Origin of the sequence: Nocardioides dubius (assembly GCF_039528155.1) — a bacterium.
GTDB lineage: Bacteria > Actinomycetota > Actinomycetes > Propionibacteriales > Nocardioidaceae > Nocardioides > Nocardioides dubius.
The window spans coordinates 81,699-106,930 of sequence record NZ_BAAALG010000001.1; the positions used below are offsets into that span (position 1 = coordinate 81,699).

A 25,232-nucleotide genomic window follows, 5' to 3' on the forward strand; every position below is an offset into this window, starting at 1 on the left:
GCCGTGAGGACGGTGACGCGGAGGCGTCGCTCAGGGCCGGATGATCCGCTCCAGCAGGCGGCCGACGATCAGCCAGACCACGGCGGCAAGACCCCAGTTGAAGAGCGAGTTCTTGATGTCCGCGTTGTCGCCGGTGAACTCCTTGATGCCGTTGTCCATGCTGAACAGCCCGAGGTCCAGGAAGCCGGCGCCGTCGCGCACGGCCTGCACCAATCCGTTGTCGGCGTTGGTCTTCAGCGCGTAGGTCAGCGCTCCGAGGGCAAGGACGACGGCGGCGAAGGCGCACAGGAGCCAGACCACTTGGGCCACCCGAGTGCGGACCTGCGCGAGTTGGGACTCACTCATGGCCGCACCCTAGTACGGGCGGGGCTCAGCGACCGACGAACTTGGCCTTTCCAGGGCCGTTCTCGATGAACGACTCCATGCCGATCGTGCGGTCCTCGGTGGCGAAGAGGCTGGCGAACTGCTGGCGCTCGATCTCCAGGCCGGTCTCGATGTCGACCTCGCCGCCCTTGTCGATGGCGGTCTTCGCCGCGCGGATCGCGAAGCTGGCCGCACCGGAGAACTGCTGGGCCCACTTGACGGCCTCGGCGTAGACCTCGTCGGCCGGGAAGACCCGGTCCACGAGACCGATCTCCAGCGCCTCGGCGGCAGGCACGAAGCGACCGGTGAAGACCAGGTCCTTGGCCTTGCTCGGACCGATCAGGCGGGCCAGGCGCTGCGTGCCGCCACCGCCGGGGATGACGCCCAGCAGGACCTCGGGCAGGCCGAAGGTGGCGTTGTCGGCAGCGAAGCGCAGGTCGGCCGAGAGGGCGACCTCGCAGCCGCCGCCCAGTGCATAGCCGGTCACCGCGGCCACGGTCGGCTTGGGGATCCGCGAGATCGCGCTGAAGCAGTCCTGCAGGTCGGCGGAGGCCTTGACCATGTCCGCGTAGGACATGTCGACCATCTCCTTGATGTCGGCGCCGGCCGCGAAGACCCGCTCGCCGCCGTACACCACGACCGCCTTGACGTCGTCACGCTCGGTCGCCTCGCGGGCGGCCTCGCGGATCTCGACCTGCACCTGGCGGTTGAGCGGGTTCATCTTCGGCCGGTCGATCCTGATCGTGCCGACGCCGTCGCTGACCTCGAGCCTGACGAACTCACCCATGAGAAAACACTCCTTGACCTGGTTAACGTCTGTACACCGCGGAGCCTACTGGGCGCTCGGATCGGCTCCGTGCGCACCCGGCGTCACCGCAGGTGGCGATCGTCGTTGTGCACGGCGGGAGGAGCACCCGACCAAGCCCGAGGACCGCCATGAACGACGTCGTCCACCATCCGATCTCGCGTCGCACCCTGCTCGCCGGCCTCGGCGCGGGCGCCGCCCTCGCGCTCGCCCGCTGGCCGGAGGCGTACGGCGCCTCGGCACCCTTCGTGCACGGCGTGGCCTCGGGCGATCCGCTGCCCACCCGGGTGGTGATCTGGACCCGCGTGACGCCGTCCGCGGACGCCGTTCCGGGCTCCGGGCTGGGCAGTGCGACCACCGTCGCCTGGGAGGTCTCGACCGATGCCGCCTTCACCTCGGTGGTGCGCAGCGGCACCGTCGTCGCCGACGCGTCCCGCGATCACACGGTGCACGTCGACGTCGACGGCCTGAGCCCGGCGACCCGCTACTGGTACCGCTTCTCCGCGCTGGGCGTCACCTCGCGGGTGGGACGCACCAAGACGGCGGCAGCCCTCGGCAGCCAAGCGGCGGTGCGCTTCGGCGTGGTCTCCTGCGCGAACTACGACTGGGGCTGGTTCGTGCCCTACCGCTACCTGGCCACGCGCACCGACCTCGACGCGATCCTGCACCTGGGCGACTACGTCTACGAGTACGCCCCGGGCGGGGTGCTCGGAGACTTCCCGAAGAACCCCCGCAATGCCGAGCCGCTGCACGAGTGCCTGACGCTCGCCGACTACCAGGTCCGCCACGGCTGCTACAAGCTGGAGCAGAACCTGCAGGACCTGCACGCCGCCCATCCCATGGTCGCGGTCTGGGACGACCACGAGATCGCCAACGACACCTGGCGCGAAGGCGCCGAGAACCACGACCCGGCGACGGAGGGCGACTGGGCGACCCGCGCCGACGCCGGACGGCGGGCGTTCCTGGACTGGCTGCCGATCCGGCACACCGACCCCGACGACTGGGCACGGATCAACCGCCGGCTCCGCTTCGGCGACCAGGTCGACCTGTGGATGCTCGACGAGCGGCGCTTCCGCTCGCAACCGCCGTCCAGTCTGCTGCTGGGCTACGGCTACCTCGGCACCGCCTCCAGCGATCCGAACGCCACCATGCTCGGCGCCGACCAGGAGCACTGGCTGGCCTCGGGGCTGGCGGCCTCCACCGCGCGGTGGAAGGTGCTCGGCAACCAGGTCCCGTTCTTCCCGCAGGTGCTGCTGGCCTCGGTACCGGGCCAGATCACCGGCCTGCTCGGGCCGGAGCTGGCAGCCAAGCTGGACCAGCCGCTCGCCCAGCTCTACGTCGAGGACTGGAACGGCTTCCTCGCCCAGCGCCAGCGGATCGTCGACGCGATGGCACAGGTCAACGGCGTCGTGGTGCTCACCGGTGACGTGCACCAGAGCTTCGCCAGCGAGATCCCGAAGAAGACCAACGGCTACCTGCTGGACCGGATCTCAGCGGGCGTGGAGTTCGTGACGCCGGGTGTCGCCTCGCCGTCGGTGCAGACCATGATCAACCAGGTCGCGCCCGGCGTCGGGACCCTGGTCGATGCCGTGCTCACCACCAACAACCTGCTGGCGAACCCCTGGGTGAAGTACGCCGAGGGCATCCGCACCGGCTGCATGATCGTGGAGTTCGCGACCAGCCGGGTCCAGGCCGATTGGTATCTGGTCGCCGACGGCACCAACCCGGACAGCGCGATCGCCCATGCGGCGTCCTGGCAGAGCCTGGCGGGCAGCAAGCGGGTGACGAAGGCCACCGCCGCACTGACCTGAGCAGGCGCCTCGAAGATTGCCCCCGGCTTGCCCCATCCGTAAAGGTGGGAACCATGCGCGCACCAACCTCTCACCCGGCGGCTGGTCGGGGGCGATCATGACCGCACAGCACTCACCCCCCGGCCGTGAGCCCGAGTGGTACCGGACCGCTGTCTTCTACGAAGTGCTGGTGCGCTCGTTCCGCGACTCGGACTCCGACGGGATCGGCGACTTCCGCGGACTGACCGAGAAGCTCGAGTACCTGGAGTGGCTCGGCGTCAACTGCCTGTGGGTGCCGCCGTTCTACACCTCGCCGCTGCGCGACGGTGGGTACGACGTCGCCAACTACACCGAGATCCTCCCCGAGGTCGGCACCATGGCCGACTTCCGCGACTTCCTCGGCGCCGCCCATGCCCGCGGGATCCGGGTGATCGTGGACTTCGTGATGAACCACACCAGCGACGCCCACCCGTGGTTCCAGGCGTCCCGCAGCGACCCGGACGGTCCGTATGGCGACTTCTACGTGTGGTCGGACACCGATGACCTCTACTCCGAGGCACGGATCATCTTCCACGACACGGAGACCTCCAACTGGACCTGGGACCCGGTGCGCCGCCAGTACTTCTGGCACCGCTTCTTCCACCACCAGCCCGACCTGAACTTCGACAACCCCGCCGTCCACGACGCGCTGCTGGACGCGATGTCGTTCTGGCTGGACCTCGGCGTGGACGGATTCCGCCTCGACGCCGTCCCCTATCTCTACGAGCGCCCGGGCACCGACGGCGAGTCCCTGCCGGAGACGCACGCCTTCCTGCGCAAGGTGCGGGCCTTCATGGACGCCAAGTACGACGACCGGATCCTGCTCTGCGAGGCCAATCAGACGCCGAACGAGCTGGTCGAGTACTTCGGCCCCGAGCGCGACGACTCCGGCGAGTGGGTCGGCACCGAGTGCCACATGGCGTTCCACTTCCCGGTGATGCCGCAGATCTTCATGGCGATGCGCCGCGAGTCCCGCGAGACGATCACCAGCATCCTGGAGCAGACCCCGCAGCTGCCGAACGGCTGCCAGTGGGGCGTCTTCCTGCGCAACCACGACGAGCTGACCTTGGAGAAGGTCACCGAAGAGGAGCGCGACTACATGTGGGCCGAGTACGCCCACGACCCACGCATGCGCGCCAACGCGGGCATCCGGCGACGGCTGGCGCCGCTGCTCGACAACGACACCAACCAGCTCGAGCTCGCCACCGCCCTGCTGCTGTCGTTGCCCGGATCACCGGTGCTCTACTACGGCGACGAGATCGGCATGGGCGACAACATCTGGCTCGGCGACCGGGACGGCGTGCGCACTCCGATGCAATGGTCGCCGGACCGCAACGGCGGCTTCTCCTCAGCCACCCCGGAGCGACTGCCCCTGCCGGTGATCCAGGACCCGGTCTTCGGACACCATGCGGTCAACGTGGAGTCGCAGTTGGCCAACACCTCCTCGTTGCTGCACTGGAACCGCCGGATGATCCACACGCGGCGTCAGCACCCGGCCTTCGGCCTCGGCGACTTCACCGACCTCGGTGGCTCCAACCCGGCCGTGCTGAGCTTCGCCCGCGAGCACGACGGCGAGGTCATCGTCTGCGTGAACAACCTCTCCCGCTTCCCGCAACCGGTCGCGCTCGACCTGTCGCGGTGGCACGACCGGACCACGATCGAGCTCTTCGGAGGGGTTCCGTTCCCGCCGATCACCGAGCAGCCGTACCTGCTGACGCTGGGGCCCTACGGGTTCTACTGGTTGCGCCTGGTCCGCTGAGGCGCAGCCGCCGGCGCCACACCCGATGGCCTAGGGTGGCCCCGTGACCGCGCCCCTTCCCGACCTGACCGACGGGACGGTGACCCTCACCGCGGTGAGCACCACCCCGAGCAGCTGGCAGTTCTCGATCCTCCGTCAGCAGGAGCGGATCGGCCAGATCACGCTCGAGGTGGTCGGCCCCGGCACCGGCGAGCTCACCTGGCACCTCGACGTCGCGCACCGCGGGCGCGGCTCGGCCACCGCCGGCGTGCGGCTGCTGACCGACTGGGCGCTCACCGACGAGGGCCTCGGCGGGCTCGGCCTCGGCCGGGTCGAGGCACGCTGCGCACCGGAGAACGAGAGCGCGCTGAAGGTCGCGACCCGAGCTGGGCTGCTGCGCGAGGGCATCGCCCGCCAGGCGCCCGGACACGGCGACGCCGCCGAGTACGTGGTGCTGGCGCGGATCTCCACCGACCCGCCGCTCAACGACCCGGCGTCGTTCCGGGCACTGCTGAACTCGTTCCTGCCGCGCAAGCGCGCGATCGGCCAGATGCTGATCCGCGACGCCGCCGGCCGGGTGCTGCTGTGCCACCTGACCTACAAGCGCGATTGGGACCTGCCCGGCGGCGTGGTCGAGGTCGGCGAGTCCCCGCATCTGGCCGCCAGCCGGGAGATCGAGGAGGAGCTGGCGCTCAGCATCCCGGCCGGCCAGATCGTGCTCACGGACTGGCTGCCGCCGTGGGGCGGCTGGGACGACGCCGTCTGCCTGGTGTTCGACGGCGGCGTGCACTCCCCCGACCTGGTCGAGCGGATCCGGCCCGAGGCCCGCGAGATCCGCGGCGCCGAGTTCCTGACGCTGGACCAGATCGACGAGCGCGCCGCCGACTTCACCGCCCGCCGGATCAAGGCCGCGCTCGCGGCCCTCGACGGTGGCCCGCGCTACACCGAGTCCGGCCGCTCCGTCTGAGGGAGACCCAGCGCATTCCGCAGGGACGACAGCGGCAGCTCACCGTCACCGACAGTGAGCTGCCGCTCTCCGATCTGACGGCTCAGAAGAGCGCGGAGGCGAGGTTGCCGCGCCCGCGGACCACCCGGGCGTCGTCGTTGCCGACGGCGGCGAAGAGGCCGAGCAGGTGCGTGCGCACCTTGTCGCGGTCGTCGCCGGCGACCCGGCGGATCAGGTCGATCAGCCGGTTGAAGGCGTCCTCGACGTGGCCGCCGAGCATGTCGAGGTCGGCGACGAGGGTCTGCGCATCGATGTCGTTGGGGTTGTCCGCCGCAGCCGCACGGGCCTGGTTGAGGTCAACGCCGGTCGTGCGCATCAGCACCTTGGCCATGGCCAGCCCAGCAGCGGCCTCCGCGTCGGCGGGGTTCGCGTCGACCAGCTTCTGGTACTCGGCGACCGCGCGCTCGATGTCGCCCTCGCCGAGGGCGTCCTGGGCTGCCGCGTAGCGCGGGTCCACCGGCGGCTCCTCGCCCTCGGCGACCTCGGCCTGGCGCGGCTGGTGCCGGCCGGCGATGCCCTGGGCGGTGAGCTGCTGAGCGAGCTGGGTGAACAGGGCGCGCAGCTCCTCGAGCGGGATCGGGCCCGGCATCGGCTGGGTGGCCGGGCGACCGTCGAGCAGCACCAGCATCAACGGCACCTGCGGGATCTGCATGGCCTGAGCGATCGCGGGCACGGCGTCGATGTTGACGACGCCCGCCAGGAAGCGGCCCTCGTGCTCGCTGACCACGGTCACCACGTCGTCGGCCATCGCGGTGCTGGACGGCGACTGCGACGGCGAGTGGAAGACCAGCACCACGGGGGCGGTGCGGGAGGACTCGAGGACCGACTGGAAGTTCTGCTCCGTCACGTCGACGGCGTACGCGGAGGAGACACCGCCGCCGGCCGGCGCGGCCCCGCCTGCGGGGGCGGCGGCGGAGAGGCCGGAGAGGTCGATGGCACCCGGGCGGGAGAACGGCTGCTGGCTCATGGGCTCCATCATTCCCGATGGCCGGATGGCGAGTCGACCAGGGCGGGTTTGGGGGAACTCTGGCATGATGACGCGGACGAAATACCCCGCCCGATTCAGGCGGGCGGGGGCAGCTAGGAGTCTCTCGGTGGGCGCAACAACGTTCGATTTCCGTGAACGCCACGTCCTGGTCACAGGTGGTACCCGTGGACTGGGCCGTGCGGTCGCGCTTGCCTTCGCACGCGCGGGTGCCGAGGTCACCATCACCGGCACCGAGTCCTTGGCGTCCGCATACGACGGCGGGCTGCGGCATCTGAGCTACGCCCGACTCGATCTCACCGACCCGGACTCCATCGACCGGGTCGCCGCCGAGCAGGGCACCCTCGACATCCTCGTCCATGCGGCCGGCGCCCGGCTTCCGCGCACCTCCGATGCACAGGAGCGCGAGTTCGTCAGCCACTCGGTGCGCCTGGGCCTGGTCGGCCCCGAGCAGCTCACCCATCGCCTGCGCCGCCATCTGGCCCGCAGCACCATGCGGGGCGGCGGCTCGGTCGTGCACACGCACCAGGTCGGCACCTGGCTGGCCCTGGCGCACGGTCCCCAGAAGGCCCACGACGAGCTCGTCGCCAGCACCACCCGGCTGGCGCGCCGGCTCGGCCCCGAGGGCATCCGGGTCAACTGCGTCGCCTCCCCGGTCGTGGTGCCGCGGCCCAGCGTGGGCACGGTGGATGCCGCCGGCAGCGACGGCATCCTGAAGACCCGGGTACGCACCCAGCGCACCGGCACCGCAGCCGACCTCGCCGCCTCGGTGCTCTTCCTGGGCAGCCGCTCCGCCGCGTTCATCACCGGTCAGACCCTGCTCGTCAACGGTGACCCGACCGGCGGTGCCCGGCGGGCATGAGCGAGTTCTTCGCCGGGCGGTTCGAGCTGCTCGACCCGATCGCCAGCGGCGGGATGGGCACGGTCTGGCGGGTCCGCGACGCCCACGACGGCCAGATCAAGGCCGCGAAGATCCTCCAGCAGTCCGACGCCGGCTCCTTGCTGCGCTTCATGCGCGAGCAGTCGATGCGGATCGACCACCGCCACGTGGTGACCCCCTTGTCCTGGGCCGGCATGGACGACCGCGTCCTGTTCACGATGCCGATCGTGCACGGCGGCTCGGTCGCCGACCTGATCCGCGAGCACGGAGCACTGCCGGTGCGCTGGGCCGCCGAGCTGATCGACCAGCTGCTGCAAGCCCTCGAGGCGGTGCACGGCGCCGGCATCGTGCACCGCGACGTGAAGCCCGCCAACCTGCTGCTGGAGCCCACCGGCACCCTGCGGCCCCACCTGCGGCTCACCGACTTCGGGATCGCCGCACCTGTCGACGAGCCCCGGATGACCCGCGCCTCGATGGCGATCGGCACCCCGGGCTACATGGCGCCCGAGCAGTGGCACGGTGCCGACCCCGACCCCCGCGCCGATCTCTACTCGGTGGCCGCCGTCGCGGTCGAGATGGTCACCGGCTCCCGCCCACCGGCGGTGCCCGAGCCGCCGCCGCTCGGCACCCCGGAGACGGGGAGCCCGCAGGCGCGCTTCCTGGAGCTGCTGCGCCCGGCGCTCGGCACGCCTGCCGAGCGGCCGCCGTCCGCGGCGCAGCTCCGTGCCGACCTTGCGGCCAGCGGCCTGCTCGACCTGCCCGCCGAGCCGGGTGAGTCGATCCGGATCGGCGACCGCTACGGCAGCACCCTGGACGAGCCGACCCAGGTCCCCGGCGTGGGCGCCACCCGGCTCGATCCGGCCGCGTCGACCCGGCTCGATCGGCGGGGCACCGCTCCCCTGGTCGCTGCGGGCCCGGGCTCATCGCGGCAGAGTCCCTTGCCGGGCCTGCTGCTGATCCTGGTCGGCCTGCTCGCGCTGGCCGGCGCCGTCCTGCTCTGGTAGCGGCCGGCCGCCACCTCAGCGCCGGAGCAGACGCCGTCCGCCCAGTCCGAGGCAGAGCACCCCGAACACGGCCAGCCCCAGCGCGCCCCAACGCCGTGCCGGCCACGCGTCGTCGTCCGCGGAGAGGTTCGCGGCGCCGGACGGGTCGAGGGACCACCGGTCCGGACCGATCAGGAAGGCACGCTCGCCGCCGCGATAGCGCGGCGCCCCGGCCACATCCCCACTGGCCCCGACGCGCAGGTCGTAGTCGATCTGCATCGGCTCGTCGTCGGGTGCGGCACCGGCCAGGCCGACCACCACCCAGTAGCGGCCAGGCAGATAGGGCAGGTCACTGCTGAACCGGTTGCGGTAGGCCACCGGTCCCAGACCGGTGAAGACCGTGGTCTCCTCGTCATCGGCGAGCGAGTCGGCGGGGTTCGCATCGGCCAGGCCGTCATCGATCGGCACGCCGAGCGGGCCGAGCAACTCCAGGCTCAGCTCGGGTCCGACGACCTCCTCGATCCCCTGCTCGGCCAGGGACGCCGTCACCGCCTCGGCGGCCAGGCTCTCGCCCCAGCCCAGGTCGAGGGGGAAGTACTGCAGCTCGCCCTGACGGATCGTGTGGGTGCTCGCCGCGCCCTCGGGAGCCACGAAGGAGGGGTCGACGTCCGCCGGCTCCGGGAGCGAGCCCCGCTCCGGGTCCAGGTGCTCCTGCTGGTCGGCGAGGCGCTGCTCCTCGACCACCTTGATCCGGATCGGAAGCGGCTCGAGGTCGCCGGTCGAGCTGCCCCGGCTGACCACGATCCGCAGGTCCTCGCGCTGGTTGGCGCAGTCGTCGCTGCTGCCCTGCTTGCCGACCAGCACGGTGGCGCCGAACACCTTCTCAGGCCCGTTGCTGGCATAGGGAGAGCTCGCCGTCGCGCTGCCACAGCTGACGTCGCCGGCGAAGGTCTCGATCGTGATCGAGTCGTTCGGCGCGCCGGTCGCGAAGACCGCGACGTGCACGGTGGTGTTCTCCGCGACGCGGGAGTAGCCGAAGTAGTGACCGGCATCGGAGGGGTCGAGCCGGTCGCTCCACAGCCCTGCGGTCAGCACGGTGGGGTCGCGGTGGTCGGTGCTGCCGGCGATCTCCTGGGCTGCGGCCGCCATCGGCCCCGGCTGCGGGTCGTCGGCCAGGGCGACGCCGGCGACTCCGGTACCGGCGACCAGCAGCACCGCCAGCCCGCCCCCGAGACGGGTGATCATCTCAGTAGTCCCCCGCAGCACGCCGCACCGGGCGCAGCAGCTCGGAGAGCTGGGTCAGGCGATCGTCGTCGAGCGCCTCGAGGGCGAAGTCGATGTCGAGCAGGGCCTTGGTGGCCTGCTCCACGATGGCTCGTCCCGACGGAGTGATCTCCGCGAGCACCGCGCGACCGTCGTCGGGGTGCGGCACCCGTTCGACGTGTCCCTGCGCCACCAGCCGCGCCACGATCGAGGTGACCGACGTCGGATGCACCTGGAGCCGCTCGCCCATCTTGCCCAACGGCAGCGAGCCGCGCGAGGAGAAGCTGAGCAGGACGAGGGCCTCGTAGCGGGCGAAGGTGAGCCCCAGCGGCTTGAGCGCCGCGTCGAGGCGGCCCTGCACCAGTTGCTGCACCCGCATCAGGGACGTCACGGCATGCATCGCCGGCACGCCATCCCAGCGCAGTCCCCACTGGCGGGCGGCCTCGTCGATCGGGTCGAAGGGCAGAGCCATCGACAGCCTCCTCAGTTCACCTTCGGTCCGCGCAGACCGGATCGCTGGACAACACGTTGAATGGCAAGGTCACGCTCATCGGGCCGCGCCACGTAGCGGATGTCGCGCAGGCCCTGCTCCTGGGCCGCCGACTCGAAGACGAAGTGCCCGAACCCCAGGATCCGCCCTTGGAAGGGCTTGACCACGGTGATGTCCAGGATGCGGCTGAGCGGCATCGTCGCGTGCTGCTGGGAGAGCACGCCGTGCACCCGGAAGACGCGCATGTTGGTGATCACGAACCGGTCGCGGTGCACGGCCAGCGCCCGCCACAGCGCATGGCCCACCAACAGCGCCACCAGGGCCAGCACGAACCAGCCCAGGCTGATGTTCACGAACGGCAGCGCCACCAGGAGCGCCACCGCTGCGACCAGCTCGACCACCGGCAGCACGTACATCACCCAGTGATGCATGACCTCGTCCACGATCACCTCGCCCTCATCACGCAGCAGATGCTTGCGGATGTTCGGGTCCGACAGTGACCGGACGAGTCCCATCGCTCAGGAGAGCTCGTTGATGAAGCGGATCGTCGCGTCGAAGAACCGGGTCGCGAGATCCCAGCCACCGCTGAGCGCGTTGCTGGAGAGATCGGCCAGGCCCGACGGGTCCTTGAACATGTAGAAGCCGAGGAAGACCACCACGATGAGCAGTACGCCCTTCTTGGCGTCCATGTCTGTCTCCGTTCCGAGCTGAGCCTCGCGCACGCCGAGCGCGCACAGTACGCGACATTTCTAGCCCATCGGGGGCACTCTTCAGCGGAGGCGCGCCCTAGTCGTGCTGGGCAAGCAGGCGATCGGCCGCGAGATAGGGGTCGATCGCCTGGCTGACCACGTCGAGGGCGAGGTGGTCGAGCAACGTCGCCTCCTGGAGCGAGGCCCATCGCGAGCGCAGGGTGGCGACCGCGATCGCCTCCACCTCCTCGCGCGCCCGCCGCTGACGGCGTCGGCCCAGCTCGCCGGTGCTGCGCAGCCAGCCCGCATGGTCGTCGAGGGCCGCGACGACCTCCTCGATGCCACCGCCGTCGTGCGCGGTGGTCATCAGCACCGGTCGCTCCCACGAGCCCTCCGCACGCGCTGAGAGCGCCAGCGCGCTGCGCAGCTCGCGCCGGAGGGTGGTGGCGCCGTCGCGATCGGCCTTGTTGACGACGTAGAGGTCGCCGATCTCCAGGATCCCGGCCTTCGCAGCCTGGATGCCGTCGCCCATGCCGGGGGCGAGCAGCACGATGGTGGAGTCGGCCAGACCGGCCACCTCGACCTCGCTCTGGCCGACGCCGACGGTCTCCACCAGCACCACGTCGAAGCCGGCCGCGTCGAGCACCCGGATCGCCTGCGGGGTCGACCAGGAGAGCCCACCCAGGTGTCCGCGCGACGCCATCGAGCGGATGAAGACGCCTGGGTCGAGGGCGTGGTCCGACATCCGGATCCGGTCGCCCAGCAGGGCGCCACCGGAGAACGGGGACGACGGGTCGACGGCCAGCACCGCGACCCGCTGGCCCTGGGCACGCAACGCGGTGACCAGGGCACTCGTGGAGGTCGACTTGCCCACGCCGGGAGCGCCGGTGACACCGACCACGCGGGCGCGGCCGGTGTAGGGCATCATCGCCTGGGTGACCTCGCGCAGCAGCGGCGAGGCCTCCTCCACCATGCTGATCAGGCGGCCGATGGACCGCGGGTCGCCCGAGCGGGCCTTCTCGACCAGCTCGGGCACCGCGATCGTGAAGCGGCGGTTCATGGGACGCGTCGCTCCACCCGTCGTCAGGACTGCGGAACGCGGATGATCAGGGCGTCGCCCTGGCCGCCGCCACCGCACAGCGCAGCAGCACCGATGCCGCCACCACGACGCTTCAGCTCCAGCGCGAGGTGCAGCACGATCCGGGCACCGGACATGCCGACCGGGTGACCGATCGCGATCGCGCCACCGTTGACGTTGACCTTCTCCGGGTCGATGCCGAGCTCGCGGGTGGACTGGATGCCGACCGCGGCGAAGGCCTCGTTCAGCTCGAAGAGGTCGATGTCGGAGACGGCGATGCCCTCCTTGGCGACAGCCTTCTGGATGGCGCGGGCCGGCTGCAGCTGCAGGGTCGAGTCGGGGCCGGCGACCTGGCCGGAGGCACCGATCTCGGCCAGCCACTCGATGCCGAGCTCCTCCGCCTTGGCCTTGCTCATCACCACGACCGCGCAGGCGCCGTCGGAGATCTGCGACGACGACGCAGCGGTGATCGTGCCGTCCTTGGCGAAGGCGGGACGCAGGCCGGCCAGCGACTCGGCGGTGGTGTCGCCACGCACGCCCTCGTCGACCGCGACGGTGACGTCGCCGCGGCGGCTGGGGATCACGACCGGCACGATCTCCTCGTCGAAGACGCCGTTCTTCTGCGCGGCGGCGGCCAGCTGGTGGCTGCGCGCGGAGAACTCGTCCTGCTCCTCGCGGGTCAGGGCGGCGCCGCTCTGGTTGTACTGCTCGGTCAGGTTGCCCATCGCCTGCTGCGTGAACTGGTCGTACAGCGCGTCGTAGGCCATCGAGTCGACGAGGGTGGTGTCGCCGTACTTGAAGCCCGAGCGGGACTTGGGCAGCAGGTGCGGAGCGTTGGTCATCGACTCCATGCCGCCGGCCACGATGATGTCGTGCTCGCCGGCACGGATCAGCTGGTCGGCCATCGCGATGGCGTTGATGCCGGAGAGACAGACCTTGTTGATCGTCAGGGCGGGCACGTCCATGGGCACGCCGCCCTTGACCGCGGCCTGGCGTGCGGTGATCTGGCCTGCGCCGGCCTGGATGACCTGGCCCATGATCACGTACTCGACCTGGTCACCGGAGATACCGGCCTTCTCCAGAGCACCCTTGATGGCGACGCCGCCGAGGTCGGCTCCCGAGAGATCCTTGAGGCCGCCGAGCAGGCGACCCACGGGCGTACGGGCCCCGGCGACGATGACGGATCCGGACATGGTTCCTCCTGTGAACATGCACGTTGAGTGGATAGGGCCGAGACTACCCACCGGTTAGCGATCGTTAGCAAGAAGTCCAGATCGCAGAGTCGTGTCGAACAGATCACACTCGCGCGCCGCCCCGCGGCACCCACCTACGATGTGCGTCATGACTTCACCGCTTTCGGTCCCCGACCACCTCTTCATCGCCATCGACCACGTCGGCATCGCCGTTCCCGACCTCGACGAGGCGATCGCCTTCTACCGCGACAACTTCAACATGACGGTGCGGCACGAGGAGGTCAACGAGGCACAGGGCGTGCGCGAGGCGATGGTCGGCGTCGGCGACACCGACTCCTGCATCCAGCTGCTGGCCCCGCTGACCCCGGAGTCGACGATCGCGAAGTTCCTCGACCGCAGCGGCCCGGGCCTGCAGCAGCTGGCCTACCGGGTCCTCGACATCGACGCCGTCTCAGCCGTTCTGCGCGAGCGCGGCCTGCGTCTGCTCTACGACGAGCCGCGCCGCGGCACCGCCAACTCGCGGATCAACTTCATCCACCCCAAGGACGCCGGCGGCGTCCTGGTGGAGCTCGTCGAGCCTGCCGCCGGCGGGGCGCACTGACCCCTCGCCCAGCCGCACGAACACCGTCACGCCCTCGGTTTACCGGGGGCGTGACGTGGTTCACGCCCCACTGACCGGTAACAACCACTAGATTCTCCGGTTATCAGACGTTAACAACGCCGATCTGGTCCAGGAGGATCACCGTGCAGCACATTCTCGATGCGATCACCGCCGAGGACGCGACCACTCAGGATTTCGCCGCCCTCGAGCTTCCGGAGTCCTACCGGGCCGTCACCGTGCACAAGGACGAGGTCGACATGTTCGAGGGCGTGCCCTCGAAGGAGAAGGACCCGCGCAAGTCCCTGCACCTCGATGAGGTCGCCCTGCCCGAGCTCGGCCCGGGCGAGGCGTTCGTGGCCGTGATGGCCTCGGCGATCAACTACAACACCGTGTGGACCTCGATCTTCGAGCCGGTCTCCACCTTCGGCTTCCTGGAGCGCTACGGCCGCGAGTCCGAGCTCGGCGCCCGCCACAACCTGCCGTACCACATCGTCGGCTCCGACCTGTCCGGCGTGGTGATGGCGGTGGGCGCCGGCGTCACCAAGTGGAAGCCGGGCGACCGCGTCGTCGCGCACTGCCTGTCTGTGGAGCTCGAGGCTCCGGACGGCCACAACGACACCATGCTCGACCCGTCGCAGCGGATCTGGGGCTTCGAGACCAACTTCGGCGGCCTCGCCGACGTCGCGATGGTCAAGGCCAACCAGCTCATGCCGAAGCCCGAGCACCTCACCTGGGAGGAGGCCGCCTCCCCCGGCCTGGTGAACTGCACCGCGTACCGCCAGCTGGTCTCCGCCAACGGCGGCAACATGAAGCAGGGCGACAACGTGCTGATCTGGGGCGCCTCCGGCGGCCTCGGCGGCTTCGCGACCCAGTACGCCCTCAACGGCGGCGCCAACCCGATCTGCGTGGTCTCCAACGAGGAGAAGGCCCAGATCGTGCGCAGCATGGGCGCGGACAAGGTGATCAACCGCTCCGAGCTGGACTTCAAGTTCTGGAACGAGGAGGGCACCCAGCAGAACCCGAAGGAGTGGCAGCGTCTGGGCAAGGCGATCCGCGAGCTCACCGGCGGCGAGGACATCGACATCGTCTTCGAGCACCCGGGCCGGGAGACCTTCGGCGCCTCGGTCTACGTGACCCGCAAGGGCGGCACCATCACCACCTGCGCCTCGACCTCGGGCTACATGCACGAGTACGACAACCGGTACCTGTGGATGAACCTCAAGAAGATCATCTCCAGCCACTTCGCCAACTACCGCGAGTCGTGGGAGGCCAACCGGCTGATCGCCCAGGGCAAGATCCACCCGACCCTGTCGCGCACCTACCGCCTCGAGGAGACCGGCCAGGCCGCGCTCGACGTGCACCACAACAAGCACCAGGGCAAGGTGGGCGTGCTCGCGCTCGCTCCCGAGGAGGGCATGGGCGTGCGCAACCACGAGATGCGCGCTCAGCACCTCGACGCGATCAACCGCTTCCGCGGCGTCTGATCCGCACGATCAGCTGAATTCGCACCCCGGTTCGCGGGCCTACCGCGAGCCGGGGTGTGTTCGCTTTCCTGCATCCGACACACTTGACCCATTGCCTGCCCGCTGAACGAAGGAAGCCGAGCGATCATGAGTGACGAAGGTCTGTCCATCTTCGACGAAGAAGCCTCTGGCTCGAAGCCGGTGGGCCCCGAGGATCGGACCCAGGTGATCCCCGCCGTCAAGCCCGCCAACGGCGCCGCAGCGCCCGTGGTCCGTCCCCCGGCCCAGCCGGCGGGCAGCCCCGCGCCGCGCCCGGTGAGCCCTCCCGCGCACCCCGGTGTCGCCCCGGCCAGCATGCCGAGCCTGCCCCTGGTGCGCCGCGGCGGCTACGACAAGGACGCCGTCGACGCCGCCCTGTCCCAGCTGGTCGCCGAGAAGAGCGGCCTGGGCAAGAGCCTCGGACTCTCCGAGCAGCGCGTGATCGAGCTGGAGAAGCAGGTCGCCTCGCTCGGCGAGAAGCTGCAGAGCACCGACAAGCCGACCTACGCCAGCCTCGGCGGCCGTGCCAACGAGCTGCTGCGCCTGGCCGAGGAGGAGGCCGACGACATCCGGATGGCCGCCGCCCGCGAGGCCGCGGAGATCCGCGACCAGGCCGAGCGCGACGCCAAGACCATCCGCGCCGAGGCCTCCCGCGAGGCCGAGGACATGCGCAGCGTGCAGCTCGCCGAGCTCGACGAGCGCCGGGCCCGGATGCTGGGCGAGGCCGAGCAGGAGATCAAGATCGCCCAGGCCCAGGCCGGCGACCTGCTGGCCGCCGCCAAGCGCGAGTCCGACCAGCTGCGCCTGGCCACCGAGCAGGAGACGAACGACCTGCGGGTGACCACCCAGCGCGAGGCGGAGAAGGCCCGTGCCGCCGCCGACCGCGAGGTGCAGGAGGCCCGGCGCACCCTGGCCGTGGAGAAGGAGCGGCTCGCCAAGGAGGCGGCCGACTACCACGCCAGCGCCACCAACGAGACCAAGCGCCTGGTCGACGAGGCCGAGCAGCGCGCCAGTGCCGCCGAGGAGCGCGCGGCCGAGGCCAACACCCAGGCCACCACCGTGCGCCAGCAGGCCCAGACCGAGTCCGAGTCCACGCTGGCCCGCGCCCGCCGCGAGGCCGAGCAGATCGTCACCGCGGCTCGCAGCCAGGCCGAGGCGATCAACACCACCGGCATCGCCGAGGCGGAGAAGGAGCTGGCCGGCATCCGCGCCGAGGTCGAGCAGATGACCAAGCGCCGCGACGCCATCGCCGCCCAGCTGGGTGCCCTGCGCGACGTCGTCGCCGGCTTCACGGCCGGCGAGTGACCTCGCACTGAGTCCGACCACGAGCGCGCCCACCGCCTGATGCCGGTGGGCGCGCTCTGTGGTCGGTGACGGTGATGGCCCGGCGGCTCAGCCCCCGCCCTACTCACGCAGGAGCGGAGCGCACCGTTGCAGGCGCGTCGAGAAAACGTCGCAGGATCTCGATGAAGATCTCCGGCTGCTCGGAGTGCACCCAGTGGCCGGCCTGCTTCACCGTGGTGCGGCGGACGCGCGGGAAGAGCGCCTCCATGGCCGGCGCGTAGGCGTCGGTGACGTAGGCGGAGCGTGCCCCGCCGATCCACAGGGTCGGCCCCGGATACGGCGCCACGTCGCGCAGCTCGTCAGCGGGCCAACCGGTGACCTGGTGCAGCTCGTCGCCCAGGAGTCGCAGGTTCGGCTGCCAGCGCCAGCCCTCGCCGTCCCGGCGCAGGTTCTGCATCAGGAAGCTGCGCACCGTCGGGTGCGGGACGCTGGGCACCAGGGCCTTGTCGGCCTGCGCACGGGTGCTGAGGGAGGCGAGATCGAGCGCCTGCATGCCGGCGATGTAGCCCGCGAACTCGCTCCCGCTCGGATAGTCGACCGGGGCGATGTCGACGACGACCAGTCGCTCGACCAGCTCCGGGTGGCGCAGGGCGAGCAGCATCGCGATCTTGCCGCCCATCGAGTGCCCGACCAGCGCGACCGGATCCTCGGCGTCGATCAGCTCGGCCACCTGGTCCGCGGCCTGGACCAGGTCGAGGTGCTCGGTCCACGGCGACCGACCGTGGTTGGGCATGTCGACCAGGGTCACCCGGTGGGTGCCGGCCAGCGCCTTGGCGATGGTGGTCCAGTTCTTGCCCTGCCCGAAGAGGCCGTGACAGAACAGCACGCGGGGCCCGGACTCCCCCATCGTCGTGTGGTGCAGCACCGGAGCTTCCTTACCTGAGTCGACTGGTCGCGTTGACGATACCGAGCCCGGCTCAGCACCAGGAGCGTGGCCCGTCGGGCGCCAGCGCCCGGTCGCGCAGGACGATCGGCAGCTTCTCGCCGTAGCCGGCGCAGGCCTTCTCGAAGTCGCGCTGGCGGTACTCGATCGCCAACACCGCCCGGCCGTAGTGACGCACGTAGTCGCCACACTCGCCGTAGCGTCCACACTCCTCGGAGATGGCGAAGTCGAACCCGACCTTGCGTCCGTTGAACTGGGCCCAGTTCTTCTGGGCGGCCGGCAGGGCGGCGTGGTGCGCGCGCCGCACGATCAGCCGCGCGAACCGCTTCGCCTGACCGGCCTTGATCAGCCCACGACTACGGGAGAACGAGTCGAGGTTGTCGAACTCGACGGCGTCGAAGCCGCGACGAGCGCACCCCTCGACCCAGCGGCCGACGATGCCGGCCAGCTTGCGACGCTTGGCCGGCGTCCGGATGTCCAGCAACCTCTCCCCCCAGGCCGTGTCCAGGACCGGCCGTCCACGGTGCCGCAGGAGCAGGCCGGGACGCTTGCGCCAGAACGCCTTCTCGTCGGGCTGGGTCTGGAACCCGTTGACGTAGCAGACGTTCCAGACGCCCGGCGCCGGACGCGCCTTGCGATCGCGCACCACGATCCCGACGTTCTCCGCAGGCGTCGAGGCACCTCCGAGCTGATAGTCGAGGTCGACGTCGACCGGGGGCGCGGACCGCGGCGCCACGGCGGTCGCCGTCGCGGTCGCCGTCGCGAGGCTGGTGCAGAGCAGGAGGACGGCGAGCAACGCCACGCAGGTCTTGGCCATGGGAGCAGTATCCAACCCAGCCGTTTGATATATGATCTATCCATGCGCATTGGAGTGGTCATCGGCTCGGGGAACGGCATGGACGGTGCCACCGGCACTCTGGTCCAGTCCCTGCTCGACGAGGTCGCCACCCGGACCGAGATCGAAGTGGCCGTCGTCCACACCGACGATCTCGACCTCGGCCCCAGCTGCCCTGGCTGCCTCAACTGCATGACCGCCGGCGAGGACGCCTGCCCGCGCGCTGCGGCGGCGGCCGGAGCCACCGCACTGATGGACGCTGCCGACCTAATGGTCTTCGCGACGCCGGTGCACTCCTTCCACGTCTCGGCGAGCATGAAGCGCTTCGTCGACCACTACGCCTACCTGATCCACCGGCCTCGCCACCACGGCAGGCCGGCGATCCTGATCTCCACCGCGGCTGGCGCCGGACACGACGCGGCACTCGGCTACCTGGGCGAGGCGATCCGTCGCTGGGGGTTCCACACCGTGGGGCGACTCGGCGTGAACGGCCCCGGACTGGCGAAGCCCGGCTACCGCTCGAAGGTCGACGATGCGCTGCGCTCCCTCGCCGCCGATGCGGTCGACGCCGTCGCGAGTGGAGCGGAGCCGACCCCGACCACCAAGGACCTGATCGGCTTCCGGGTGGCACGACTCCTGGTCCAGAGCAGCCGTGAGGACGGGCCGGTCGACGAGCAGTACTGGCGCGAACGCGGGTGGTTCGAGGCGGATTGGTTCACCGATGTCCGGGTGCCGGCGCTGCCGAACCGGCTGGCAGCGCTGGTCGAGGGCCGGATCCGCCGTGCGATCGAGCAGGGAACGGCGAAGCCCTACCGCGGCTAGCGCGGCAGGGCTTCGGCGAGGTGGATCAGGCGTAGGAGTGGAAGCCTGCCTTGGTCTTGCGCCCCAGACGTCCCTCGGCGACGACCTGCTCCAGGAGTGCGGCCGGCACGAAGCCGGGCTCCTTGAACTCCGCGAACAGCTCCTTCTGGATGGCCAGCGAGACGTCGTTGCCCACCACGTCCAGCAGGGCGAAGGGTCCCATCGGGTGGCCGGTGTTGGCCTTGACCGCCTCGTCGATCTCGACGAGGTCGACGCCCGCCTCATGCAGCTTGATCGCGTCGTTGAGGTAGGGGAAGAGCAGCGCATTGACGATGAAGCCGGCGCGGTCGCCGCAGGAGACGGCCACCTTGCCGACCTTCGCGGTCAGCGCCCGCACGGTCTCGTCCACCTCGGCGGCGGTGAGGGTGGTGGTGACCACCTCGACCAGCTTCATCACCGCGGCCGGATTGAAGAAGTGCATCCCGATCACGAACTCCGGGCGCGACGTCGAGGAGGCGAGCTCGGTGATCGGCAGCGACGAAGTGGTGGTGGTCAGGATCGCGCCGGGCTTGCAGATCCGGTCGAGGTCGGCGAAGAGGTCCAGCTTGAGCTGCAGGTCCTCGGCGATCGCCTCGACCACGATGTCGACCTCGGCCAGGGCCTCACGCTGGGTGGCGCCGGTCAGCCGCGCCAGGACCGCCGCCTTGCCGGCGTCGTCCAACCGGCCCTTCTCGATCGCCTTGTCGAGCGCCTTCGCGATGCCCGCGACGACGCCGTCGAGCTTGTCGGCAGACCGGCCGACGAAGACCACGTCGTAGCCGGCCTGGGCGAACACCTGGACGATCCCCGACGCCATCGTTCCGGTGCCCACGACTCCGACGGTGCGGATCTCGTGCCGCAGGGCGGGCGCGTCATCGGCGGACGGGCTCTCCGCATCCGCCACGGTCGCGCCGTCGGCCCAGGTGTGGAAGCCACGACCCGCCGCGCGCCCGAGGCGGCCCTCGGCGACCAGCCTCTCCAGCAGGTCCGCAGGCTTGTGCAGGTTGTCCCCGGTCTCCGCGAAGCGCGCGGCGAGCGCGTCGCGCACCACGTCCAGACCCAGCTCGTCGAGCACAGTCAGCGGACCAGCGGCGTAGCCGCAGCCGAACCGCATGGCGGCATCGATGTCGTCGCGCGAGGCGTAGCCCGCCTCGTACATCCGCACGGCGTGGTTGAGGTACGGCAGCACCAGGGCGCTGCTGATCTGCTCCGGAGTGGTCTGAGTCATGCGCGAAAGAATGGCATGGAAGTTAACCGTTAGTAACTATGATCCGGGTCACTCGGCCAGTTCACCTGACCCTGCAGAGCGCCAGGTAGGCTCGCCCCTCGTGAGACTCGTCGTGGCCCGTTGCCAGATTGACTACGCCGGCCGCCTGTCGGCCCACCTGCCGATGGCCCCGAGGGTCCTGATGCTCAAGGCCGACGGTTCGGTCCTGGTGCACAGCGACGGCGGCTCCTACAAGCCACTGAACTGGATGTCTCCCCCGTGCACCGTGCAGGAGGGGACCACCGAGGACGGCCAGCTGGAGTGGGTGGTCACCGCCCGAGCGCCCAAGGGGCAGACCCCGGACACGCTGCGGATCCTGGTCGAGGAGATCCACCACGACAGTCAGCACGAGCTCGGCATCGACCCCGGTCTGCAGAAGGACGGCGTCGAGAAGCACCTCCAGGAGCTGCTGGCCGAGCACCCCGGCACGATCACCCCCGGGCTGACCTTGGTGCGACGCGAGTTCCCGACCGCGATCGGCCCCGTCGACCTGATGTGCCGCGACGACGGCGGCCTGTCGGTGGCGGTGGAGATCAAGCGCCGCGGCGAGATCGACGGCGTCGAGCAGCTGACCCGCTACCTGGAGCTGCTGAACCGCGACTCCCTGTTGACCACCAAGGGCCCCGTCCGCGGGATCTTCGCGGCCCAGCTGATCAAGCCCCAGGCACGGACCCTGGCCGAGGATCGTGGCATCCAGTGCGTGCTCGTGGACTACGACGCGCTGCGCGGCCTGGACAACGCCGAGGACCGCCTGTTCTGAGCACCGGACACCCCGTTCTCCACAGGCGCCGGCAGCGGCGCTGACAACCGCCGGTTGCCGACGTAGCGTGACCCCATGACCTCAGATCCCGCCTTGAGCCTGCGCGTCTCCCGCCTGGAGAACGACACCCAGGCCCTCTACGAGCTGGTCACCGACATCAAGACCGTTCAGGACGATCACACGCGCCGTCTCGACGGCATCGACACCCGGCTCGACGGGATCGACACTCGGCTCGACGGCATGGATGCCCGGTTCGACGGCATGGATGCCCGGTTCGACGGCATGGATGCCCGGTTCGACGGCATGGATGCCCGGTTCGACGGCATCGACAGCGTCCTCGCCGAGGTGCTGCGGCGACTGCCCGAGCCTTCCTGACCCCGCGCGCCGAGACGACGCAGCGCCCCGACGTTCCGCCTGGACCTGGGTAGCATCTGGCCCACCATGGAGACGACCCGCACCTCACGCCCAGCCGCGCCGCGCACGAGCACTCGATGCTGATCTTCCACATCGCGGAGCGACCGCGCTGGGAGGCCGCCCAGCTCGCCGGCTCGTATGCCTGGTCGACCCTGGGACGCTCCCTGGACGACGAGGGCTTCCTGCACGCCTCCCGTGCCGAGCAGGTGGCAGGCGTGATCGACCGCTTCTACCGCAACCATGACGGCGACCTCCTCCTGCTCACCATCGACACCGACCTCCTCACCTCGCCGTGGCGCGAGGACCAGGTGGGCGATGCCACCTTCCCGCACATCTACGGCCCGCTCAACCCGAGCGCGGTGATCGAAGTACGCCCCCTCGCCGTCGAGTCAGGCACGGACGGCGACGAGGCTCCCCCACCCCGAGCCGACCCGCCCACGCCCACCGCGACCAGCGCGGCCCCGGCAGCGCAGGCAGCCCCGGCCACCCCGACGCAGCCACGCAGCCTGCTCCAGCTATGGCTGGCGGAGTTCCTGTTCCGGATCGCGATGGCCGTCTTCGTGATGGCCGTCGCCACGGCGGCCGGCTTCGCGGTGGCGGCCGGCTACCGGCAGAGCTGGGGGCTGGTCGGGCTGGTCGGCGGAGCGATCGTGGCGGTCCTCGTCCTGATTCCGGTCAACAGGCGCCATCGGGCCCGCTCGAGCCGGTAGCCTTTTCCTGAACCACTCCAGTTCTTTTCTTGACTCTTTCAAGAAAAGACGCAAGGATGGAGCCGTGGGAACAGACATGCACCTGCAGGAGATGCTCCGCGAGGCAGGCCTCAGGGTCACCAAGCCGCGGGTCGCCGTGCTCGACGCAGTGCATGCGCATCCACACGCAGACACCGAGACCGTGATCAGCGCTGTCCGCGACCGCCTCCCCGAGGTGTCGCACCAGGCCGTCTACGACTCGCTGCACACCTTGACCGGCTCTGGCCTGGTGCGCAAGATCCAACCCACCGGTTCGGTCGCGCGCTACGAGTCCCGCGTCGGTGACAACCATCACCACATAGTCTGCCGCTCCTGCGGCGCCATCGCCGACGTCGACTGCGCCGTCGGCGGTGCCCCCTGCCTGACCGCTTCAGATGATCACGGCTTCGCCATCGATGAGGCCGAGGTCATCTACTGGGGCCGATGCCCCACCTGTCAGACCGCAAGTTGATCCCCACCATCACACCCCGCTGAACCGAAGGGATTTCCGTGTCCGAGAAGAACGACGCCGAGCTCGCCGACCTCAACCAGGAAGGCGCTGCCGGCGGTTGCCCCGTGCTGCACGGCCAGCCGCTCCCCGCGCAGAGCGACTCCAACAAGGTCTGGTGGCCCAACCAGCTGAACCTGAAGATCCTGGCCAAGAACCCCGCCGTCGGCAACCCGCTCGACGAGGACTTCAACTACGGCGCCGCGTTCGAGAGCCTCGACCTGGCTGCTGTGAAGGCGGACATCGCCGCCCTGATGACCGACTCCCAGGACTGGTGGCCGGCGGACTTCGGCCACTACGGCGGCCTGATGATCCGGATGGCGTGGCACGCGTCCGGCACCTACCGCTCGGGCGACGGTCGCGGCGGCGCGGGCCACGGCCAGCACCGCTTCGCCCCGCAGAACTCCTGGCCGGACAACGGCAACCTGGACAAGGCCCGCCGCCTGCTGTGGCCGGTCAAGAAGAAGTACGGCAAGAACCTGTCCTGGGCCGACCTGATGATCCTCGCCGGCAATGTCGCGCTCGAGGACATGGGCTTCCCGACCTTCGGCTTCGGCGGCGGTCGCCCCGACGTCTACGAGGCTGACGCCGACGTCTACTGGGGTCCCGAGACCGAGTGGCTGGACGACAAGCGCTACACCGGTGAGCGCGACCTCGACGACCCGCTGGCCGCCGTCCAGATGGGCCTGATCTACGTCAACCCCGAGGGCCCCAACGGCAACCCGGACCCGCTGGCCTCGGCCATCGACATCCGCGAGACCTTCCGCCGGATGGGCATGGACGACGAGGAGACCGTCGCACTGATCGCCGGTGGTCACACCTTCGGCAAGACCCACGGTGCCGGTGACGCCGAGCTGGTCGGCCCCGAGCCCGAGGCCGCCCCGATCGAGGAGCAGGGCCTGGGCTGGAAGTCCACGCACGCCTCCGGCAAGGGCATCGACGCCATCACCTCGGGCCTGGAGGTCACCTGGACCTACCACCCGACCCGCTGGGACAACGAGTTCTTCCACATCCTCTTCGCCTACGAGTGGGAGCTGTTCCACTCGCCGGCCGGCGCTCAGCAGTGGCGCCCGGTGAACAACGGCGGCGCCGACCTGGTGCCCGAGTCGTTCGGCGAGGGCAAGCGCGAGCCGCGGATGCTGACCTCCGACCTCGCCCTGCGCTTCGACCCGATCTACGCCGAGATCTCCAAGCGGTTCAAGGACGACCAGGCCGCCTTCACCGACGCCTTCGCACGCGCCTGGTTCAAGCTGACCCACCGCGACATGGGCCCGAAGTCGCGCTACTACGGCGCCGAGGTCCCCGCCGAGGACCTGGTCTGGCAGGACCCGCTGCCGGCTCAGAGCGGCGAGCTGATCAACGACGCCGACGTCGCCACGCTGAAGGAGAAGGTCGCGGCCACCGGCCTGACCATCGCCGAGCTGGTCGCCACCGCGTGGGCCTCGGCCGCGAGCTTCCGTGGCTCCGACAAGCGCGGCGGCGCCAACGGTGCGCGGATCCGCCTGGCTCCGCAGAAGGACTGGGAGGCCAACAACCCGGAGCGCACCGCGAAGGTGATCGCCGCTCTGGAGCAGGTCAAGGCCGACTTCGACACCGAGTCCAAGCAGGTCTCGCTGGCCGACCTCATCGTTCTCGCCGGTGGCGTGGGCGTCGAGCAGGCCGCTGCCGCGGCCGGCACCGCGGTGAAGGTCCCCTTCACCCCGGGCCGCACCGACGCCTCGGCGGAGCAGACGGACATCGAGTCCTTCGACTTCCTCGAGCCCCGCTACGACGGCTTCCGCAACTACCTGTCGAAGAAGAGCAAGGCCGCCACCGAGTACCTGCTGCTCGACCGCGCGAACCTGCTCACCGTCAGCGCACCGGAGATGACCGTTCTGGTCGCCGGCCTGCGGGTCCTGGACACGAACTGGGACGGCTCGAAGACCGGCGTGCTCACCGAGCGCCCCGGCCAGCTGACCCAGGACTTCCTGACCAACCTGCTCGAGCCGCAGACCTGGACCGCGACCGACAGCACCGAGGAGACCTTCACCTCCTCGAACGGCTGGACCGGCTCGCGCGTCGACCTGATCTTCGGCTCGAACTCGGAGCTGCGTGCCCTCGCCGAGGTCTACGCCGCTGACGACGCTGCCGACAAGTTCGTCAACGACTTCGTCGCTGCCTGGGTCAAGGTCATGGAGCTGGACCGCTTCGACCTGCGTCGCTGATCGACGCCGCTCCTGAGCCGAGCCCCCGCCGTGTTCGACACGGC

The 25,232-nt window shown here is 70.2% G+C and carries 26 protein-coding genes; 14 read left to right on the forward strand and 12 right to left on the reverse strand.

Annotation, left to right across the window (positions count from 1 at the left end; all coding sequences use genetic code 11):
• Positions 1-30: 30 nt before the first annotated feature.
• Together ABD151_RS00290 and ABD151_RS00295 are read right to left on the reverse strand one after the other, a co-directional pair.
• The gene (locus ABD151_RS00290; RefSeq protein WP_343989973.1) at positions 31-345 is read right to left on the reverse strand and encodes a hypothetical protein; all 315 of its coding nucleotides are present in this window, start codon (positions 343-345) and stop codon (positions 31-33) included.
• A 25-nt stretch (positions 346-370) separates the two neighbouring features.
• On the reverse strand, positions 371-1,150 hold the full coding sequence (locus ABD151_RS00295; protein WP_343989976.1) for an enoyl-CoA hydratase/isomerase family protein: 780 nt from the start codon (positions 1,148-1,150) through the stop codon (positions 371-373).
• A gap of 149 nt (positions 1,151-1,299) precedes the next feature.
• On the opposite strand from ABD151_RS00295, the gene ABD151_RS00300 reads away from it, so the two are divergent.
• From ABD151_RS00300 to ABD151_RS00310, 3 genes are all read left to right on the forward strand, one after another.
• Complete coding sequence (locus tag ABD151_RS00300; protein WP_343989979.1) at positions 1,300-2,979, forward strand: alkaline phosphatase D family protein; 1,680 nt, start codon at positions 1,300-1,302, stop codon at positions 2,977-2,979.
• A gap of 97 nt (positions 2,980-3,076) precedes the next feature.
• Complete coding sequence (gene treS, locus ABD151_RS00305) at positions 3,077-4,756, forward strand: maltose alpha-D-glucosyltransferase (protein WP_343989981.1); 1,680 nt, start codon at positions 3,077-3,079, stop codon at positions 4,754-4,756.
• A gap of 43 nt (positions 4,757-4,799) precedes the next feature.
• Positions 4,800-5,702, forward strand: coding sequence for an NUDIX hydrolase (locus tag ABD151_RS00310; RefSeq protein ID WP_343989984.1), 903 nt, complete (start codon positions 4,800-4,802; stop codon positions 5,700-5,702).
• 82 nt (positions 5,703-5,784) lie between these two features.
• On the opposite strand, the gene ABD151_RS00315 is transcribed toward ABD151_RS00310, so the two are convergent.
• Positions 5,785-6,708 (reverse strand): co-chaperone YbbN, encoded by a 924-nt coding sequence (locus ABD151_RS00315; protein ID WP_343989986.1) that lies wholly within the window; start codon positions 6,706-6,708, stop codon positions 5,785-5,787.
• A 127-nt stretch (positions 6,709-6,835) separates the two neighbouring features.
• Between ABD151_RS00315 and ABD151_RS00320 the strand changes: the two genes are divergently transcribed.
• The gene (locus ABD151_RS00320; protein WP_343989988.1) at positions 6,836-7,588 is read left to right on the forward strand and encodes an SDR family NAD(P)-dependent oxidoreductase; all 753 of its coding nucleotides are present in this window, start codon (positions 6,836-6,838) and stop codon (positions 7,586-7,588) included.
• Positions 7,585-8,610 carry a serine/threonine-protein kinase gene (locus ABD151_RS00325; RefSeq protein ID WP_343989991.1) on the forward strand — a complete coding sequence of 342 codons (1,026 nt, stop codon included), beginning with the start codon at positions 7,585-7,587 and terminating at the stop codon, positions 8,608-8,610. The genes ABD151_RS00320 and ABD151_RS00325 overlap by 4 nt, the downstream gene beginning before the upstream one ends.
• Before the next feature lie 15 nt (positions 8,611-8,625).
• Here ABD151_RS00325 and ABD151_RS00330 read toward each other — a convergent pair whose 3' ends face one another.
• The 6 genes from ABD151_RS00330 to ABD151_RS00355 form a co-directional block, all read right to left on the reverse strand.
• Entirely contained in the window at positions 8,626-9,834 is a 1,209-nt protein-coding gene (locus ABD151_RS00330) for a hypothetical protein (RefSeq protein ID WP_343989994.1), read from the reverse strand.
• Position 9,835: 1 nt separating this feature from the next.
• Complete coding sequence (locus tag ABD151_RS00335; protein WP_343989997.1) at positions 9,836-10,324, reverse strand: MarR family winged helix-turn-helix transcriptional regulator; 489 nt, start codon at positions 10,322-10,324, stop codon at positions 9,836-9,838.
• 11 nt (positions 10,325-10,335) lie between these two features.
• Positions 10,336-10,857: a PH domain-containing protein gene (locus ABD151_RS00340; RefSeq protein ID WP_343989999.1), complete on the reverse strand. Its 522-nt coding sequence runs from the start codon at positions 10,855-10,857 to the stop codon at positions 10,336-10,338.
• A gap of 3 nt (positions 10,858-10,860) precedes the next feature.
• On the reverse strand, positions 10,861-11,031 hold the full coding sequence (locus ABD151_RS00345; protein ID WP_343990002.1) for a hypothetical protein: 171 nt from the start codon (positions 11,029-11,031) through the stop codon (positions 10,861-10,863).
• Between the two features lie 97 nt (positions 11,032-11,128).
• Complete coding sequence (gene meaB / locus ABD151_RS00350) at positions 11,129-12,091, reverse strand: methylmalonyl Co-A mutase-associated GTPase MeaB (RefSeq protein ID WP_343990005.1); 963 nt, start codon at positions 12,089-12,091, stop codon at positions 11,129-11,131.
• A gap of 23 nt (positions 12,092-12,114) precedes the next feature.
• Positions 12,115-13,302 (reverse strand): acetyl-CoA C-acetyltransferase, encoded by a 1,188-nt coding sequence (locus tag ABD151_RS00355; RefSeq protein WP_343990008.1) that lies wholly within the window; start codon positions 13,300-13,302, stop codon positions 12,115-12,117.
• A 148-nt stretch (positions 13,303-13,450) separates the two neighbouring features.
• Between ABD151_RS00355 and mce the strand changes: the two genes are divergently transcribed.
• The 3 genes from mce to ABD151_RS00370 all read left to right on the forward strand — a co-directional run bounded on the left by mce (position 13,451) and on the right by ABD151_RS00370 (position 16,710).
• Complete coding sequence (gene mce, locus ABD151_RS00360) at positions 13,451-13,903, forward strand: methylmalonyl-CoA epimerase (RefSeq protein ID WP_343990011.1); 453 nt, start codon at positions 13,451-13,453, stop codon at positions 13,901-13,903.
• Between the two features lie 143 nt (positions 13,904-14,046).
• Positions 14,047-15,387, forward strand: coding sequence for a crotonyl-CoA carboxylase/reductase (gene ccrA, locus ABD151_RS00365; RefSeq protein WP_343990015.1), 1,341 nt, complete (start codon positions 14,047-14,049; stop codon positions 15,385-15,387).
• Positions 15,388-15,513: 126 nt separating this feature from the next.
• A complete protein-coding gene (locus ABD151_RS00370) occupies positions 15,514-16,710 on the forward strand; it encodes a coiled-coil domain-containing protein (protein WP_343990018.1) in 1,197 nt (398 codons plus the stop codon).
• A gap of 103 nt (positions 16,711-16,813) precedes the next feature.
• Here ABD151_RS00370 and ABD151_RS00375 read toward each other — a convergent pair whose 3' ends face one another.
• Both ABD151_RS00375 and ABD151_RS00380 read right to left on the reverse strand, forming a co-directional pair.
• Positions 16,814-17,614 (reverse strand): alpha/beta fold hydrolase, encoded by an 801-nt coding sequence (locus tag ABD151_RS00375; protein ID WP_343990021.1) that lies wholly within the window; start codon positions 17,612-17,614, stop codon positions 16,814-16,816.
• Positions 17,615-17,666: 52 nt separating this feature from the next.
• Positions 17,667-18,449, reverse strand: a complete 783-nt coding sequence (locus ABD151_RS00380; protein ID WP_343990024.1) for an endo alpha-1,4 polygalactosaminidase — start codon at positions 18,447-18,449, stop codon at positions 17,667-17,669.
• 42 nt (positions 18,450-18,491) lie between these two features.
• Here ABD151_RS00380 and ABD151_RS00385 point away from each other — a divergent pair, with 42 nt between their 5' ends.
• Complete coding sequence (locus tag ABD151_RS00385) at positions 18,492-19,289, forward strand: flavodoxin family protein (protein WP_343990026.1); 798 nt, start codon at positions 18,492-18,494, stop codon at positions 19,287-19,289.
• A 25-nt stretch (positions 19,290-19,314) separates the two neighbouring features.
• On the opposite strand, the gene ABD151_RS00390 is transcribed toward ABD151_RS00385, so the two are convergent.
• Positions 19,315-20,535, reverse strand: a complete 1,221-nt coding sequence (locus tag ABD151_RS00390) for a 3-hydroxyacyl-CoA dehydrogenase family protein (protein WP_343990029.1) — start codon at positions 20,533-20,535, stop codon at positions 19,315-19,317.
• Between the two features lie 100 nt (positions 20,536-20,635).
• Between ABD151_RS00390 and nucS the strand changes: the two genes are divergently transcribed.
• From nucS to katG, 5 genes are all read left to right on the forward strand, one after another.
• Positions 20,636-21,334 (forward strand): endonuclease NucS, encoded by a 699-nt coding sequence (gene nucS / locus ABD151_RS00395; protein WP_343990032.1) that lies wholly within the window; start codon positions 20,636-20,638, stop codon positions 21,332-21,334.
• Positions 21,335-21,409: 75 nt separating this feature from the next.
• The gene (locus ABD151_RS00400; RefSeq protein WP_343990035.1) at positions 21,410-21,709 is read left to right on the forward strand and encodes a hypothetical protein; all 300 of its coding nucleotides are present in this window, start codon (positions 21,410-21,412) and stop codon (positions 21,707-21,709) included.
• A gap of 116 nt (positions 21,710-21,825) precedes the next feature.
• Entirely contained in the window at positions 21,826-22,458 is a 633-nt protein-coding gene (locus ABD151_RS00405; RefSeq protein WP_343990038.1) for a DUF952 domain-containing protein, read from the forward strand.
• Between the two features lie 91 nt (positions 22,459-22,549).
• Positions 22,550-22,948: a Fur family transcriptional regulator gene (locus ABD151_RS00410; RefSeq protein WP_343990741.1), complete on the forward strand. Its 399-nt coding sequence runs from the start codon at positions 22,550-22,552 to the stop codon at positions 22,946-22,948.
• Positions 22,949-22,986: 38 nt separating this feature from the next.
• Complete coding sequence (gene katG, locus ABD151_RS00415) at positions 22,987-25,188, forward strand: catalase/peroxidase HPI (protein ID WP_343990041.1); 2,202 nt, start codon at positions 22,987-22,989, stop codon at positions 25,186-25,188.
• Positions 25,189-25,232 lie beyond the last annotated feature (44 nt).